This is a genomic window from Streptomyces sp. A18 (genome assembly GCF_059026065.1).
The window spans coordinates 328809-345126 of the sequence record NZ_JBWLKL010000003.1 but is presented as its reverse complement, the minus strand read 5'-3'; the positions used below and the strand labels follow the sequence as shown (position 1 = coordinate 345126).

Annotated in this window: 14 protein-coding genes; 5 read left to right on the top strand and 9 right to left on the bottom strand. The window is 68.4% G+C overall.

The annotated features are described in order from the left end of the window. Window positions 1-48: 48 nt before the first annotated feature. From AC5P1C_RS07235 to AC5P1C_RS07205, 7 genes are all read right to left on the bottom strand, one after another. Window positions 49-1278, bottom strand: a complete 1230-nt coding sequence (locus tag AC5P1C_RS07235; RefSeq protein WP_493864814.1) for an acyltransferase family protein — start codon at window positions 1276-1278, stop codon at window positions 49-51. Further along, complete coding sequence (locus AC5P1C_RS07230) at window positions 1275-2519, bottom strand: alpha/beta hydrolase (RefSeq protein ID WP_493864813.1); 1245 nt, start codon at window positions 2517-2519, stop codon at window positions 1275-1277. The genes AC5P1C_RS07235 and AC5P1C_RS07230 overlap by 4 nt, the downstream gene beginning before the upstream one ends. Window positions 2520-2693: 174 nt before the next feature. After that, complete coding sequence (locus AC5P1C_RS07225) at window positions 2694-3368, bottom strand: response regulator (RefSeq protein WP_493864812.1); 675 nt, start codon at window positions 3366-3368, stop codon at window positions 2694-2696. Then, the gene (locus AC5P1C_RS07220; RefSeq protein WP_493864811.1) at window positions 3365-4729 is read right to left on the bottom strand and encodes a sensor histidine kinase; all 1365 of its coding nucleotides are present in this window, start codon (window positions 4727-4729) and stop codon (window positions 3365-3367) included. Before AC5P1C_RS07220 ends, AC5P1C_RS07225 begins: the two co-directional genes overlap by 4 nt. A 214-nt stretch (window positions 4730-4943) precedes the next feature. After that, a complete protein-coding gene (locus tag AC5P1C_RS07215; protein WP_493864976.1) occupies window positions 4944-5825 on the bottom strand; it encodes a DUF4429 domain-containing protein in 882 nt (293 codons plus the stop codon). 66 nt (window positions 5826-5891) lie between these two features. Continuing rightward, complete coding sequence (locus AC5P1C_RS07210) at window positions 5892-7103, bottom strand: alpha/beta hydrolase (protein WP_493864810.1); 1212 nt, start codon at window positions 7101-7103, stop codon at window positions 5892-5894. Window positions 7104-7347: 244 nt separating this feature from the next. After that, window positions 7348-7965, bottom strand: a complete 618-nt coding sequence (locus AC5P1C_RS07205) for a TetR/AcrR family transcriptional regulator (RefSeq protein ID WP_493864975.1) — start codon at window positions 7963-7965, stop codon at window positions 7348-7350. 203 nt (window positions 7966-8168) lie between these two features. On the opposite strand from AC5P1C_RS07205, the gene AC5P1C_RS07200 reads away from it, so the two are divergent. Both AC5P1C_RS07200 and AC5P1C_RS07195 read left to right on the top strand, forming a co-directional pair. Continuing rightward, window positions 8169-9779 (top strand): MFS transporter, encoded by a 1611-nt coding sequence (locus AC5P1C_RS07200; RefSeq protein WP_493864809.1) that lies wholly within the window; start codon window positions 8169-8171, stop codon window positions 9777-9779. A 154-nt stretch (window positions 9780-9933) separates the two neighbouring features. Next, the gene (locus AC5P1C_RS07195; RefSeq protein WP_493864974.1) at window positions 9934-10386 is read left to right on the top strand and encodes a peptidase inhibitor family I36 protein; all 453 of its coding nucleotides are present in this window, start codon (window positions 9934-9936) and stop codon (window positions 10384-10386) included. On the opposite strand, the gene AC5P1C_RS07190 is transcribed toward AC5P1C_RS07195, so the two are convergent. Both AC5P1C_RS07190 and aceE read right to left on the bottom strand, forming a co-directional pair. Further along, window positions 10367-11188 carry a potassium channel family protein gene (locus AC5P1C_RS07190; RefSeq protein ID WP_493864808.1) on the bottom strand — a complete coding sequence of 274 codons (822 nt, stop codon included), beginning with the start codon at window positions 11186-11188 and terminating at the stop codon, window positions 10367-10369. The genes AC5P1C_RS07195 and AC5P1C_RS07190 overlap by 20 nt on opposite strands. 115 nt (window positions 11189-11303) lie before the next feature. Next, window positions 11304-14036 carry a pyruvate dehydrogenase (acetyl-transferring), homodimeric type gene (aceE, locus tag AC5P1C_RS07185; protein WP_493864807.1) on the bottom strand — a complete coding sequence of 911 codons (2733 nt, stop codon included), beginning with the start codon at window positions 14034-14036 and terminating at the stop codon, window positions 11304-11306. 413 nt (window positions 14037-14449) lie between these two features. Here aceE and AC5P1C_RS07180 point away from each other — a divergent pair, with 413 nt between their 5' ends. From AC5P1C_RS07180 to AC5P1C_RS07170, 3 genes are all read left to right on the top strand, one after another. Continuing rightward, window positions 14450-14887 (top strand): DUF3052 domain-containing protein, encoded by a 438-nt coding sequence (locus tag AC5P1C_RS07180; protein WP_249590132.1) that lies wholly within the window; start codon window positions 14450-14452, stop codon window positions 14885-14887. 218 nt (window positions 14888-15105) lie between these two features. Continuing rightward, window positions 15106-15573 (top strand): peroxiredoxin, encoded by a 468-nt coding sequence (locus AC5P1C_RS07175; protein ID WP_493864806.1) that lies wholly within the window; start codon window positions 15106-15108, stop codon window positions 15571-15573. A 141-nt stretch (window positions 15574-15714) separates the two neighbouring features. Continuing rightward, on the top strand, window positions 15715-16290 hold the full coding sequence (locus tag AC5P1C_RS07170; RefSeq protein WP_493864805.1) for a TerD family protein: 576 nt from the start codon (window positions 15715-15717) through the stop codon (window positions 16288-16290). The last annotated feature ends 28 nt before the right edge of the window (window positions 16291-16318 follow it).

Below are 16318 nucleotides of genomic sequence, written 5' to 3'. Positions count from 1 at the left end.
CCGGTGACCGGGCGGCCGACCCTGGGAACCCGTACGCGCTCCCGCTGTTCACGCCAGCCCCAATGCGAAGACCGCGAACCCGGCGGCCAGGAGCCCGGTGAGTGCCCGCCGCGCATGTGTGGCCCGCTTCCACGGTGCCTCGAAGCCGCGGGTGTAGCGGCCTATCAGCAGCAGGAGCGCTCCGAAGACCGGAAGCCACGCGACCCGGGCGGCTATCCAGCCCCAGGAGTCCGGGCCCGCCGTCAGTCCTGGCACCGTGCCGCCGAGGAACGAGCCGGGCACGGCCGCCGCGAGCATCGCCGTCTGGTGCCAGCACAGGATCGTCATCGCCGACAGGTTGATCACGACGACCGGCGCCCACAGCGCGGGCCTGCGCAGCAGCTTGCCGATGCGCTCGCGCAACAGGATCGCCGCACCGCTCTGCGCAGCTGCCAGCGCCAGGACCAGCAGCGACGGCGGATGCGAATTCGTCCGGGCCTCACCCGGAACGCCGACCATCGACGCCGGATAGTGGAAGACGAGCAGCAGAGCGGCGAAGAGGACTGTCCCTCCGGCAAGCAGCAGCCACGCACCGCGTCGGCCCAGCCTCCTCTCGCCCCAGCTGACGCCCAGTTGATAGGCGAACATCCAGCCGGGCAGCAGATTCAACAGGCTCAGCCAGGACGGCATGGCGTCCCCGAACGGGCCATACCGCAGGAAGTCGACGACGGCGACCGAGCCGAGCAGCGGCGCCGCGGCCCAGCCACCCAGCCGCTCGGCTGCCTTTATGCACCATGGTGTGAGCGCGGTGATCACTGCGTAGATCCCGACGAACCACAGCGGCTGTATCACCAGCGTGGACCCGGTGCGCAGCGTCGTGCCCGGTACGCCCATCGCGTACAGCACCGGGATCAACGCGGCCCAGACAGCCGTGACTCCGAGGACCGGACGTCCCAGACGCGCCACCCGCCCGCGAAGCCACCGCCCCGTCGACTCGCCGCGCGCCGCCGACCGGCGATACGACAGGACGGAGGCATAGCCGCCGACCAGGAAGAAGATGCCGAGCATCTGCAGCACCCAGCTGAGCGGCGCGAAGAATCCGAAGGAAGCCAGGGGACTGGCATTGTGCAGAGCCCCGCCCGCATCGAGCGTGAATCCGCCGAGCAGCCAGTGCCCGGTCGGCACGGCGAGCAGGGCAAGCGCACGCAGCCCGTCGATGGCCCGGTCACGGTGCGCGGGCGTCTTGGCGTCGATCGCCGACGCCGTTCTGCGCAGGGTGGTCAGTGGGGCGAGACTCATGACCGCTCTCCCATGGGACGGGCGCCGACGGCAGGTGCGCCGGCATCGAAGCCGGTGGTGCCGACAGTCCTGACAGTGCCGTCGGCCGGTGTGCTGGAAGCCGTGGTCTCCGCGATGGCAGCGAAGGCCTGGAGGGAATCCGTCCCCGGGGCGAAGTAGCCGGTGTGGCCCTCGGCTCGCTCCGCGGGAACGCGTCGAGCGCCGAATCCCGGGTCCGCCGGGTCCTCGCCATGGCCGAGGCCGAACAACTCGACGTTCGGCACGTCACCGATCCAGTCGCTGTCGTCCTTCGCCGCCCAGACGCGGGCGGAGGTGTGCAGATCGGCCGCGCTGTCCGCACGCATGCCGGGGGAGCCGAGCACCACCAGGTCGGACGCTGTCATGTGCGGAGCCGCCAGGCCGCACACCACCGAGCCGTAGCTATGGCAGAACACGGCGGGGCGCGGGGTGCCGGATGCCGTCAGGCCCTGCACGAACCGCGCGAGCCTGGGCGCGCCGGCCTCCGCGAGCCGTCCCGTCGCGGCGTCGGGGCCGAGACCGACCGGGGTGGTGTACCCGACCCAGGCCACCACAGCTGTGTCGTTGCCCGCCGTGGTGTGCAGGGAGCGTGCCATGCCGGCCGGAGTGCCGTACTCGTCCTTCGAGCGGTCGAAGGTGGTCAGATCCATGTCGGAGCCCGGCACGACAACGGACACGTGCTTGGCACTCGCCAAGTCCCCATGGACCTCGGCCACTTGCCCTCTGCCGCGCGGGTCGAAGGCGAGTATCTGTCGGCCGGGGCTGAGGAGCTCTTCGTAACGTGCGACGAGAGACCGAGCCCGCTCGTGATCCTGGAGGGTGAGGCTCGGGTCGGCCTCGCGGGCCTGCTCGCGGGCGCGTTCGGCCTTCAGGAAAAGGGAGTTGGCCTCGAACCGCAGGGCGGCCGGAGCGCCGTCCAGATTGCCGACGACCGAGGGGTGCCGCGTGGCCAGCTCGTCCTGTTGATCCTCGCTCAACGAGTGGAGGAACGCCGCGACTCGGGCAGGGGAGGCGGTCGCCGGATCCGGCAGCCGAACCCCCAACGTATGGTCAGCGCGCCAGGCCTGTGTGCCCGGCGGCGGACCCGTGACCGGCTGCTGTTCATTGCCGACGGCCCATCCTGCCGTGCCGGCCACGATCGTTGTCGTGAGTGCCGCGGCGATCAGCGTCCGCTTGCCGCGAGTCTTCCAGCTCCTGCGGGCTTTCCAAGAACGAAGGCGCATGGCCCGTCTCCCTCCCCATCTCGTGGCACGCTCTGGCGTGACGAGAGGAAAAGTAGGGAGACGGTGCCTGGCGGCACCTCACACTGCGGAGCCAACTCGCAGCTGATACCGGGGTATGGCGGGGCAGGAGAGCTCAGACCACGGTATGGGTGTGCGGGCTCTGGGGTGCGGGCTCTACTGCTCTCCGGGCGTGATCAGGCCTGACTCATAGGCGAAGATCACGGCCTGCGCGCGGTCCCGCAGGTCCAGCTTCGAGAGGACCTTGCCGATGTGGGTCTTCACCGTCTGCTCGGCGAGGACCAGGTGTTCGGCGATCTCCTGGTTGGACAGGCCGCGCGCGATCAGCACCAGCACCTCGGTCTCCCGCTGCGTCAGACCGTTCAGCCGCAGCGACTGGTCATTGCGTGGCGGCCGCTGTTTGGCGAAGTCCGTGATCAGGCGCCGTGTCACCGACGGAGCGAGCAGCGCCTCGCCCGCCGCCACCACGCGTACCGCCGAGATCAGATCGGCGGGCGGGGCGTCTTTGAGGAGGAAGCCCGAGGCTCCGGCGCGCAGCGCCTCGTACACGTAGTCGTCGACGTCGAACGTGGTGAGCATCAGCACCTTCGGCACGTGCACCACGCCGGGCGGCGGGTCCAACAGGGCGCGCGCCGCGGCGAGTCCGTCCATCTCCGGCATCCGGACGTCCATCAGGACGACATCGGGATGGGTGCTGCGGCTGACGTCGACACCCACTTTGCCGTTCGGTGCCTCGCCCACGACGTCGATGTCGCTCTGGGCCGCAAGCAGTGCGGCGAAGCCGGCCCGCACCATGTTCTGGTCATCGACGATGATCACGCGGATGGTCATGCGGTGCCGGAGTCCTTTTTGACGAGGGGGAGTTGGGCCGCCACACGGAAGCCGCCGTCGGGCAGTGGCCCGGCGTCGACCGTGCCGCCGACCAACCGTACGCGTTCGCGCATGCCGACGAGTCCGTGACCTGTGCCGCTGTGCTCCAACGAGTCGGGTGTTTCGGTGGGCGGGCCGTTGACCACGAGGATCAGCAGATGCTCTGCGTCCAGGGTCACGGTGATGGTGGTGCGCGCTCCCGGCGCGTGCCGCATCACGTTCGACAGGGCTTCCTGGACGATGCGGTACGCGGACAGGTCGACTGCCGGTGTGACGTCGGCCAGCTGCGTGAGCATCGACAGTTCAGGACGTGACAGGTCGATGGGTATGCCGGCGCGCACCGTCGCCTCCACCAGATGCGGCAATCTGCTGAGTCCGGGCTGAGGGGCGAGCTCGCCGGGTCTGTCCTCGCTGCGGAGCACCGCGAGCAGTCGTCGCATCTCGGTGAGAGATTCACGCGCGCTGGCCGCGATGCTTCCGAACTCCTCACGCGCCGCGTCCGGAAGGCCGTCGAGACGGTAGGGCGCGGAGTCGGCCTGCACTGTGATCACCGACATGTGGTGGGCGACGACGTCGTGCAACTCCCGGGCGATGCGCGCCCGTTCTTCGAGGAGGGTGCGCTGGGCGCGCTCGGCCTCGCTGATGGTCTCCTGCTCGATGAGTCTGCGCTGTGCGTCGCCACGCTCACGGAGCAGCGCGCCGAGCAGCAGCGCGACACCGCTCAGCACGATCAGCAGCACGCTGGTGTCCTGGCTGCCGTCGTCGCGGAACGCGCCGAGGACGAGGCTCGCGACCACGGTGACCAGCCAGATGCCCAGCAGGGTGCGGCGGCTCTCGCGCAACGACAGGAGAAGACACACGACCACGTAACCCACGATGATCATGGCCGTCCAGGGGGCGGGCCGGTCGTTGCCCATGGACAGCGTCACGATCGCCCCGAGGACATCCGCGACGATCATGATGCACCAGGCGGCCAACGGGCGGCTGACCGCCAGCAGCAGCGGCGCGGCCTGGGCGACACCCAGGGCTCCCGCCAGACCGCCGCTCACCCCATAGTCGTTTGTCAGGACCTGGGTGGTGACCGGGATGAGTGCCGCGACGAAGCCCAGCGTGGTGACCAAGGGCAGCAGCCGCACCCAGCGCTTGGGCGCCTGGGCAAGGAGCGGCTCGGCCCGCCCCGCGGGAGCCGAGAGGAAGGCCCCTGCCCTGCCGAGCCCGTCCCGGACGCCCGCGGTCGCACGCTGAAGGGTGACCCCGCGCTTACCCGGCTCGGCGGCCGGCGGGCGGGGATCCTGGTCCGGTGGTGTCGATGCGCTGCTCATGGCCTGATCAGCGTAGGCATGAAGCACGCTGTGCGCCGTAGTACCGCGGAGCTGACCTGCACCTCATACCCGGGTACGAATCGGGTTCCCCGCCATACCCAGGTATGACCGAGACTCCGTCGATGGCCGAGGCTCCGCCGGCAGCCGAGGCCTCGTCGATGGCCGGGACCCCGCCAACGGCCAAGATCCCGTCGATAACCGAGCCCCCGCCCGGTCACAGCTCCGCCAGCAGCTCGGCCTTCTTCGTGGTGAATTCCTCGTCCGTGAGCAGACCGGCCTGGTGCAGCTCGCCGAGGTGCCGGATGCGATCCGCGATGTCCGCGGGGTCGCGGCGGGTGACCGTGGCGGTGCCGGGGACCGTGCCGGGCGTCAGGGCCGGGCCCGACGCCCGTACCGCGGCGAGCACCGACGCCGCGAACGGCAGCGACTCGTGCACCGGGCCATACCCGAGACCGAAGACGACGGCCGCGGGGTCCTGGTCCGCCTGCGCGGGCTGGGCGAGGGGGGTCTCACGACGCAGCAGCCGCAGATGGCCCTCGAAGACCTCGGGAGAGCGCCACTCGACGCCGCTCAGATCCGTGACCAGGAAACTCTGGTCGCCGGCCTTCCACTTCGCCGACGAAGCACCCGTCCAGAACCACCGGAAGGCCACCGACTTGCCGTCGAAGGACGCCTTCCCGTCGTACGCCTTGAACTGCAGCGGAGTCTCCGGCGGAGCTACGAGGTAACGGTCCGGAGGCCCGCAGTCGTCCTGCGCGAGCTGGGCACGCAGCTCGTCCGCGTAGTACTCGGCGAGCGTCTCCCGCTCGGCGGGCAGCACGAGCCGATACGGGTCGCAACCGTCCTTGAGTTGGCCTGCTGCCGCCTCCATCAGCGGATCCGCGCCCGGTCTCGGCACGGCGTGCAGGACGACCGTCCCGCGCTTGCCGGGAGTAAGAGTCACCGCCGCGATCGCCTCGTGGGGGATGCGGCGTTCACCGAGCGCCTGAAGGAGCTTCGGCGTGCGGATCCCCCGTTCGAAGCGGATGAGCACGGAGTCGGACTCGAACTCCCAGGCGGCATGAAATCCGGCCAGTACGTCACCCATGCGGCTCATCGTAGGCGGCACGCGCGCCCCCGTCCCTCCTGCGGCGTGCCGCTGTTTTGTCGATTTCTACGCGCGTCAGGCCACTGTCGTGCCGGAAAATTCCTTCCGGCACGTGTCGTCCCCGCTCGCACATTGCACCGAACGGTACGAACCGATGCCGATGTCGGCGAAGTTGCTGAGGCTCTCCGTGCCCGGCTCGAAATAGCCGGTGTGGCCGATCGCGCCCCGTGCGGAGAGCACCCGCGCGCCGAAGTCCCGCGAGACGGGATCGGCACCGTGGCCGAGCCCGCCGACCTCCATGTTTGGCACATCCTGGATCCAGTCGTTGCCGTCCCTGGTGGCCCAGACCCGGGCACCCGTGCCCAGCTGCGCCACCGAGTCGGCGCGCATGCCGGGGCTGCCCGCGACCGCGATGTCGGAGACGCGAGAGGGCAGCTCTCGCGCCGCGACCCCACACACCACGGAGCCGTAGCTGTGGCAGTACAGCGCGACAGGTGAGTGGCCAGGCAGCCCGCGCACCAATGAATTGAGCCGAATCGCACCGTCGTCCGCGCGCATGGACGTGGCCGCGTCCACACCGAGACCGACAGGCGCGGTGTAGTCGGCCCAGGCGATCACAGCGGTACGCGCGCGTGGGCTCGCCTTGTGCTCCGCGCGGTACAGGGCCTTGGCCATGCCGACAGGCGCCGAGTACTTGCGGTTCGTCCGCTCGAAGGTCAGCAGGTTCGTGTCCACACCGGGCACCACGACCGACACCCTGGACGCCTGGTCGAGGTCTCCGAAGACCTCGGCTATGCGACCCGCTCCCATGGGATCGAAGGACAGGACCTGCCGACCAGGGTGCATCATCACGCCGAAGCGCTTCATTCTGCGCTCCGCCTCCTGTTGCCCGAGTGGGGAGAGCCGGTTGTCGTGCATGCGCCGCCGCTCGGTCTTGCGCGCTTCGTCCAGGGCGATGTGGTTCGCCCGATATCGCAGCTCTACAGGGGCACCGTTCATGTTGCCGACCGCAAGGGGGTAGCGGGAGGCGAGACTGGTGCGCTGTTGCGCGCTGAGCGAGGCGAAGAAATGGGCGAGCTTGCCGGCCGGGGCACCGGTGTCGGGCAGGGCCCGACCGTTGATGTGCCCGCGCTCCCAGGCGGAGAGCGAGGCCGCGAGCGGCGATGCGGCGTCCTTGTGGTGGCGCACCGCGGTCCAGCCCGTGGTCGCCAGCATGACGAACACGACGGCGAGCGCAAGCAGTGCGCGCCAGGCGCTGAGTTGAGGGGAGGAGTCGAAGGAAGTCACTACGGAACACCCTAGGAGAATCGTGATGCCTACCGTGCACCGGGTGAGGCAGATCACGTTTCCTGTGGGGTAATTGAGGCAAAGCGGTCGCACTTCGAGCACTTCGGTCACCCTCCGTAGGCGGCGCATGCGCGTAGCGCACCCGGGCGCACGGCTACTGACGGTGCATCAACCCATCACTTAACGTATTGATTTGTTCGATACGTCGATCCACTCCACGACCTGACGCGGAGTGCGCGAACCGTCACCCTGTGCGCCAATTCTCTGCCAACGCGGGTCCCAGATGGTCGAGATATGACTCGGTGATCGCGCGGATCGACTCCACGCTGGAGTCCTCGCCCGCACCCCACAGTCGTCCCGTCACGCGCATCACTCCGCTGAAGGCGGCTACCACCACGCGCGGTCGCGGGTCCGTGTCCAGATCGAGGCCCTCACGCTCGGCGATCACCCGTGCGATCTCCTCCTCCATCTCGATGGAGCGGCGCAGGTGGGCGGCGAGCAAGGAAGGGGTGGACTCGATCATCTGGTAGGTCCGCATGTGGAGTTCGACCGGGACGACCTCTTCGATGGACCGGCCCATCGCGTCCCAGGCGCCGATGACCGCCCCGCGCAGGGCGACGAACGGAGCTTCGTCGGCGGGGCGTTCGCGCAGGGTCTCCACGAATCGCCGTTCCACCATCTCCTGTACGGCGAAGGCGGTCTCCTGCTTGTTGGCGAAGTACCGGAAGAACGTGCGCTGGGAGACGTCGACCGCTTCGGCGATCTCGTCGACCGTCGTCTCTTCGTACCCCTTGGTCGTGAAGAGCTCGAGCGCTGCACGCAGGAGCGCGTCACGGGTGCGCTGCTTCTTGCGCTCGCGCAGTCCGGGGCGAGAGGGCTCGCCGGAGACGTCTCCGGGGGTCTCGGCCTGCGGATCCGCGGGGTCCGCCGCTCGCTGCTCGGTCCTCACGCCATGGCCCTCATTCCGCCGATCCGACCAGCTCACCCTACCTGTGAGCTACGTGACAGTTACCGACTTGTGAAATGGTTTGTCAACTGTCAGCGGCTGACACTAGCCTCGATCGCATGACTAGTCAGATCACCGTCGACAAGGCGGACAAGGCGCCGGAGCCCTCGTCCGCTCCGGCCCCGGCGAAGGGGCTCCGCGGCCATCCTTGGCTGACGCTCTTCTCCGTCGCGATCGGCGTGATGATGGTCGCCTTGGACGGCACCATCGTGGCGATCGCCAACCCGGCCATCGCGAAGGACCTCGGCACCACGATGGCCGGTGTCCAGTGGATCACCAACGGATACCTCCTCGCGCTCGCCGTCGCGCTGATCACCGCCGGTAAGCTCGGTGACCGGTTCGGCCACCGGCAGACCTTCCTGATAGGCGTGGCGGGCTTCGCCGTAGCCTCCGGCGCCATCGGGTTCTCCAGCAGTGTCGGCCTGGTCGTCGCGTTCCGTGTGCTCCAGGGCCTCTTCGGCGCGCTCCTGATGCCGGCCGCGCTCGGCCTGCTGCGCGCCACCTTCCCCGCCGAGAAGCTGAACATGGCGATCGGCATCTGGGGCATGGTCATCGGCGCCTCCACCGCGGGCGGCCCCATCGTCGGCGGTCTGCTCGTCGAGCACGTCAGCTGGCAGTCGGTGTTCTTCATCAACGTGCCCGTCGGCATCCTCGCTCTTGTCCTCGGCCTGGTGATCCTGAAGGACCACCGCGCGGAGAACGCGCCGAAGTCCTTCGACATCCCCGGCATCGTCCTGCTGTCCGGCGGCATGTTCGCGCTGATCCTTGCCCTCATCAAGGGCTCGGAGTGGGGCTGGGGCGGGTCCAGGACGCTGCTCTTCCTCGTGGGCGCGGTGGTCCTGTTCGCGCTCTTCGCCTTCTGGGAGACGAAGGTCAAGGAACCGCTCATCCCGCTGGGCATGTTCAAATCCGTCCCGCTGTCCGCCGGCACCGTCCTGATGGTGCTGATGGCCTTCGCCTTCATGGGCGGGCTGTTCTTCGTCACGTTCTATCTGCAGAACGTGCATGGCATGAGCCCGGTCGACAGCGGACTGCACCTCCTGCCGCTGACGGCCATGATGATCGTGGCGTCGCCGATCGCCGGCGCGCTCATCACCAAATTCGGCCCGCGCGTCCCGCTCGTCGGCGGCATGGTGGCCACCGCCATCGCGATGTTCGGCATGTCCACGATGACGACGGACACCGCGACGCTGCCCATGTCGCTCTGGCTCGGCATGCTGGGCCTCGGCCTCGCGCCCGTGATGGTGGGAGCCACCGAGGTCATCGTCGGCAACGCCCCGTTGGAGCTGTCCGGTGTGGCGGGAGGTCTCCAGCAGGCCGGCATGCAGGTCGGCGGCGCCCTCGGCACGGCGGTGCTCGGCGCGGTGATGGCGGCACGGGTCGACAACGAGCTCCCCGCGAACTGGGCGGACGCCAAGCTTCCGCCCATGACGCCGGAACAGACCGACCAGGCGTCGGCCGTCATCGAGATGGGCGGGGCCCCTGTCCCGCCGAAGGCGCCGGAGCCGGTCGCCGAGGCGATCACCTCGGTCGCGCACGACACATTCGTGTCCGGCATGGGCCTGGCCTTCACTGTTGCCGGTGTCGTCGCGGTCATCGCGGCCCTGGTCGCCACGTTGACGAAGCGCGGCGCCAACGCTGACTCGGGTGCCGGAGTCGGACACATCTGACCGGACGGCGCTCACGCATCAGGGAAAGCCCCTCAGGGTTCAACTGGGGGGCTTTCGCCTATCTGGGTGACGCACATCCGTACCCCTTCCGACGGAGCTAGCGAGTGGGTCACAGTTCTGACAAGTGATCGACACGACACGGGAGTTGATGCAGATGCGTACGACCATGCCCACGGCCTTCGCCGCGGCCGCGCTCGCCACGGTGATCCTGACCCCTGTACAGGCCGGAGCCGCGGCACCGTCCACCCAGCCCGATTCCGCCGCACCCGCGAGGCACGCTGGAGCCGCCGAGCCACCCACGCTCGCCAGTGCCGAGCCACCCACGCTCGCTAGTTGTGGGCCGGGGGAGCTCTGTCTATGGGAGAAGGCGGAGTTCGAAGGCACCCGACAGGCCTTCGAGCTGTCCGAGATCGACATCGAGAGCTGTGTAGCGCTGCCGGAGGGGGGCAGCGCTCAAGCCCTCGCCAACCGCACGGGCCGGCCGGTCACCACGTATCAATCAGCGGAGTGCGCCGAGACCGGCGAGTTCGACACATATCCGGGGGGTGGCACCTGGCTCCCCGAATCTCCCTATCGCGTCAGGGCGTTCAAGGTCTGGGAGAACTGACCGGAGGCACGCGAGGAGTGTCAGCGGCAGACCCTGCAGCCGGAACGGAACCTGGTTCCGTCCCCGCCCCACCCGACAACGCCGTCACCTGTGCCCGCAGCGCCCGCACCTCCGTCGTCAGCGCCTCGATCGCTGCCGTCTGGCGCCGCTCCTCCGCGTCGTCCCGGTCGAAGCGCGAGATGAACCAGGCCGCGATGTTCGCGGTCACCACACCAAGAAGCGCGATGCCCGACAGCATCAGGCCGACCGCGAGGATGCGGCCGAGCCCAGTTGTCGGTGCGTGATCGCCGTAGCCGACGGTGGTCATCGTGGTGAAGGACCACCACACCGCGTCACCAAGCGTCTTGATATTTCCGTCCGGTGACTCCCGCTCCACCGAAAGGACAGCCAATGAACCGAACATGAGGAGGCCCACGACCGCACCGGCGACATAGGTCGTCAGCTGAATCTGGGACGCCATCCGGGCCCGGCGGCCGACCAGTAGCAGAGTCGAGACGAGCCGCAGCAACCGCAGCGGTTGCAGCATCGGAAGGAGGACTGCGCAGAGGTCGAGCCAGTGCGAGCGGACGAACTGCTTGCGGTGGTCGGTGAGGTAGAGGCGTACGAGGTAGTCAGCGGCGAAAAAACCCCAGACGATCCACTCCACCACCGTGCAGGTGGTCGCGACACTCTTGCTCGCGTCGGGCACCACGATGGGCACGGCGTAGGCGATGGCGAAGGCCACCGCGAGCGCGAGGAGCGGACGTTGGGTGCGTCGCTCCCAACGGAGCTGTGCCGGTTGGTGCTTTATGGGCGCTTCCATGCGCGCATCGTAGGAACACCGGAGGGCGGCGGGAACCACCGCCCCACCGCCCTCCGGACGACCTACGTGCTACAGGACGCGCACATGCCCGTTATGCCCGCCCGTCGCGCAGGTACTAGGCATCGCCCCCAGCAGCGCCCGGGTCAGCCGCCGTGACGTCGAGCAGCTGGTAGCGGTCGATGGCCTGCTTCAGTACGGAGCGGTCGAGCTTGCCCTCGCGGGCCAGCTCGGTCAGCACGCCGACCACGATCGACTGCGCGTCGATGTGGAAGAAGCGGCGGGCCGCACCACGGGTGTCCGCGAAGCCGAAGCCGTCGGCGCCCAAGGACTGGTAAGTGCCGGGGACCCAGCGGGAGATCTGGTCGGGGACGCTCCGCATCCAGTCGGAGACGGCCACGAACGGGCCCTCCGCGCCGGACAGCTTCTGCGTCACGTATGGGGTGCGCTGCTCCTCCTCGGGGTGCAGGAGGTTGTGGCGCTCCACGTCGACCGCCTCGCGGCGCAGTTCGTTCCAGGAGGTCGCCGACCAGACGTCCGCCTTGACGTTCCACTCCGAAGCGAGGATCTGCTGGGCCTCGACCGCCCACGGGACCGCGACACCGGAGGCGAGGATCTGCGCCGGGATGGCGCCCTGCTCGCCCGCCTTGAAGCGGTAGATGCCCTTGAGGATGCCGTCGACGTCCACGTCGGCGGGCTCGGCCGGGTGCTGGATCGGCTCGTTGTAGACAGTGAGGTAGTAGAAGACGTCCTCGCTGTCGGGGCCGTACATACGGCGCAGGCCGTCCTTGACGATGTGCGCGATCTCGTAGCCGAAGGCGGGGTCGTAGGCGACGCAGCCCGGGTTGGTCGAGGCGAGCAACTGCGAGTGGCCGTCCGCGTGCTGGAGGCCTTCGCCGGTCAGAGTGGTGCGGCCGGCGGTGGCGCCGAGGACAAAGCCGCGGGCCAGCTGGTCGGCCATCTGCCAGAACTGGTCGCCGGTGCGCTGGAAACCGAACATCGAGTAGAAGACGTACACGGGGATCAGCGGTTCGCCGTGGGTGGCGTAGGCCGAGCCCGCGGCGATCAGCGAGGCCGTGCAGCCGGCCTCGGAGATGCCGTCGTGCAGCATCTGGCCGGTCGGGGACTCCTTGTAGGCGAGGAGGAGCTCGCGGTCGACGGCCTCGTATTGCTGGCCGAGCGGGTTGTAGATCTTCGCGCTCGGGAAGAAGGCGTCCATGCCGAAGGTGCGGTACTCGTCGGGGGCGATCAGCACGAAGCGCTTGCCGATCTCCTTGTCCCGCATGAGGTCCTTCAGGATGCGGACGAACGCCATGGTGGTGGCGATCGACTGCTGGCCCGAGCCCTTCTTCGCGGTCGCGTACGTCTTGTCCTCGGGAAGCTGGAGGGGCTTCGAGCGGACCACGCGGGTCGGGACATAACCGCCGAGGCCCTGGCGGCGGTCGTGCATGTACTGGATCTCTTCCGAGTCGCGGCCCGGGTGGTAGTACGGCGGGGCGCCGCCCTCCAGCTCCTTGTCCGTGATCGGGATGTGCAGGCGGTCGCGGAAGCCCTTGAGGTCGTCGGCCGTCAGCTTCTTCATCTGGTGCGTGGCGTTGCGGCCCTCGAAGTTCGGGCCGAGCGTCCAGCCCTTGACCGTCTGCGCCAGGATCACGGTCGGCTGGCCCTTGTGGGCCTTGGCGGCCGCGTACGCCGCGTAGACCTTCTTGTGGTCGTGGCCGCCGCGGCCCAGGTGCAGGATCTGCTCGTCGGTCATGTTCTCGACCATGGAGCGCAGGCGGTGGTCGTCGCCGAAGAAGTGCTCGCGGATGTACGAGCCGGTCTCGGTCGCGTACGTCTGGAACTGGCCGTCGGGCGTGGTGTTGAGCCGGTTGACCAGGACGCCGTCGCGGTCCTGCGCGAGCAGCGGGTCCCAACTGCGGTCCCAGACCAGCTTAATGACGTTCCAGCCGGCGCCGCGGAACTGCGACTCGAGCTCCTGGATGATCTTGCCGTTGCCGCGCACCGGGCCGTCGAGGCGCTGGAGGTTGCAGTTGACGACGAAGGTCAGGTTGTCCAGGCCCTCGCGGGCGGCGATGGAGAGCTGGCCGAGCGACTCGGGCTCGTCCATCTCGCCGTCGCCGAGGTAGGCCCAGACGTGGGACTTGGAGGTGTCGGCGATGCCGCGCGCCTCCATGTAGCGGTTCATCCGCGCCTGGAAGATCGCGCCGAGCGGGCCGAGGCCCATGGAGACGGTCGGGAACTCCCAGAAGTCCGGCATCAGGCGCGGGTGCGGATAGGACGAGAGCCCGTTCGGGGCCTTCGACTTCTCCTGGCGGAACGCGTCGAGCTGCTGCTCGGAGAGCCGGTCGAGGAGGAACGCGCGGGCGTAGATGCCGGGGGACGCGTGCCCCTGGAAGAAGATCTGGTCGCCGCCGTCGCCCTCGTCCTTGCCGCGGAAGAAGTGGTTGAAGCCCACGTCGTAGAGCGAGGCCGACGAGGCGAAGGTGGCGATGTGACCGCCGACCCCGATGCCGGGGCGCTGGGCGCGGGAGACCATCACCGCGGCGTTCCAGCGGGTCGCGTTCAGGACCTTGCGCTCGATCTCCTCGTTGCCGGGGAAGAAGGGCTCGTCCTTGGTGGCGATCGTGTTGATGTAGTCCGTGCTGCGCATCTCGGGCACGGCGACGCGCTTCTCGCGCGCGCGTTCGATGAGCCGGAGCATCAGGTAGCGGGCCCGCTCGCGGCCGCGTTCGTCGACCGCGGCATCGAGGGAGTCGAGCCACTCCTGGGTCTCTTCGGGATCGAAGTCCGGGACCTGACTCGGCAGGCCGCCAATGATGATCGGGTTGCGATCGGATCCGGAAGCCACGCTGTTCCTTCGCTGTTGGGGCTTTCGCCTGGGTTCTGCCTGGCTGTGAGACGTTCCCCATCGTGTACCGCGTGGGCGGAATCGTCATCTCTACTGAGAGGTAACCGAGACCTTCGCCCGGCGGCCCTGGGGTAGGCTCGACCAAATCGCAACGATACGCCCATCCTGCCTAGCCGGTTCGTAAGGCCGTTCGGACCTCAGTTCCGATCGGCGTCGTACGAGCGAAGTGCGAGCGGAGCAGGATCTGGCAGGTGGGCCTTCTGTTGCGGCGACACGGCCGGGAACGTCACCGTTTCAGCGGTCTTGACGGCCGGGTACTTGCGCGATCCGGTCCGCCCGTGTGGACTACCGCCAATGTCCCGCGCACGCGCGTGGGTGAAGGCATTCCCGAAAACATGATCAGGAGGCAAGCCGTGAGCGCGACCGCGGACCACGCGGAGGAGCGGACCAACCCTGCCGCGAGGCTGGGTTTCCAGCCCGAGCAGGTGGTCCAGGAGATCGGCTACGACGACGATGTCGATCAGGAGCTCCGCGAGGCCATTGAAGGGGTGATCGGCAGCGAGCTCGTCGACGAGGACTACGACGACACTGCTGACGCTGTAGTGCTGTGGTTCCGCGAGGACGACGGCGACCTGACGGATGCGCTGGTGGACGCCACCCAGCTGATCGAAGAGGGCGGCGACCTCTGGCTGATGACGCCCAAGACGGGCCGTGACGGCTACGTCGAGGCGAGCGACATCAACGAAGCAGCCCAGACCGCAGGCCTCGCTCAGACCAAGAGCATCAGCGCGGGCAAGGACTGGACGGGCAGCCGTCTTGTCACGCCGAAGGCGGCAGCCAAGAAGCGGTGAAGCTGCCGCTCAGGCAGCAGGAAGTCGACTGAGCCAAGTGCCGTGAGCCCCCACCGACGTATGCCGGTGGGGGCTCATGCGTGCGTGTACGCCGCGGAACGTGTGTGGCCGCCGCGGAAGATGTCCGCCCGGTGCCCGCCCTGCGGGGTGATCGCACGAAAAGCCCGTTGCGTAGGGTGGTCGTCACCCGAACAGCCCCATCGAAGGGATGCGTACTCATGGCGCTCGCTGGAATCGCGACCGGCACCAAAGCCCCGGACTTCGAGCTGAAGGACAACCACGGGCGGACCGTGAAGCTGTCGGACTTCCGTGGCGAGAAGAACGTGGTGCTGCTCTTCTACCCGTTCGCGTTCACCGGCGTGTGCACGGGGGAGCTCTGCGCGCTGCGCGACGAACTGCCGAAGTTCGTCAACGACGAGACGCAGTTGCTCGCGGTGTCGAACGACTCCATCCACACCCTGCGCGTCTTCGCCGAACAGGAGGGCCTGGAGTACCCGCTGCTCTCCGACTTCTGGCCGCACGGCGAGGCGTCTCGTGCGTACGAGGTCTTCGATGAGGACAAGGGCTGTGCGGTGCGCGGCACCTTCATCATCGACAAGGATGGCGTGGTGCGCTGGACTGTCGTCAACGGCCTGCCGGACGCCCGCGACCTGAACGAATACGTCAAGGCGCTCGGCACCCTGTGATTCCTCAGGGGTGACACCCTGTGATTCTTCAGGTGCAGAGCCTGTGGCGGCCGGGAACCGGTCACTAGGATCCACTCGTTGATCTGATGGCAAAGCACGACTGGGGCTCCCCCGCCCCTGGACAACTTATTGGGAGGACTAGTGGGAGTCAGCCTCAGCAAGGGCGGCAACGTATCGCTGAGCAAGGAGGCGCCCGGCCTGACCGCAGTTCTGATCGGCCTGGGCTGGGACGTCCGCACCACCACCGGTACGGACTTCGACCTCGATGCCAGCGCGATCCTGACCAATGCCGAGGGCAAGGTCAGCAGCGACGGCAACTTCGTGTTCTTCAACAACCTGAAGAGCCCGGACGGATCCGTCGAGCACACCGGTGACAACACCACCGGTGAGGGCGAGGGCGACGACGAGGCGATCAAGGTCGACCTGGCGACGGTCCCGGCCGACGTGGACAAGATCGTCTTCCCGGTCTCGATCTACGACGCCGAGACCCGCCAGCAGTCGTTCGGCCAGGTCCGCAACGCGTTCATCCGCGTCGTGAACCAGGCGGGCGGCGCGGAGATCGCGCGGTACGACCTCTCCGAGGACGCCTCGACGGAGACGGCGATGGTCTTCGGCGAGCTGTACCGCAATGGAGCGGAGTGGAAGTTCCGCGCCGTCGGCCAGGGCTACGCCTCGGGTCTGCGCGGCATCGCGCAGGACTTCGGCGTCAACGTCTGAGCCGAGTAACGCCCTCCGCCTTGTCGTC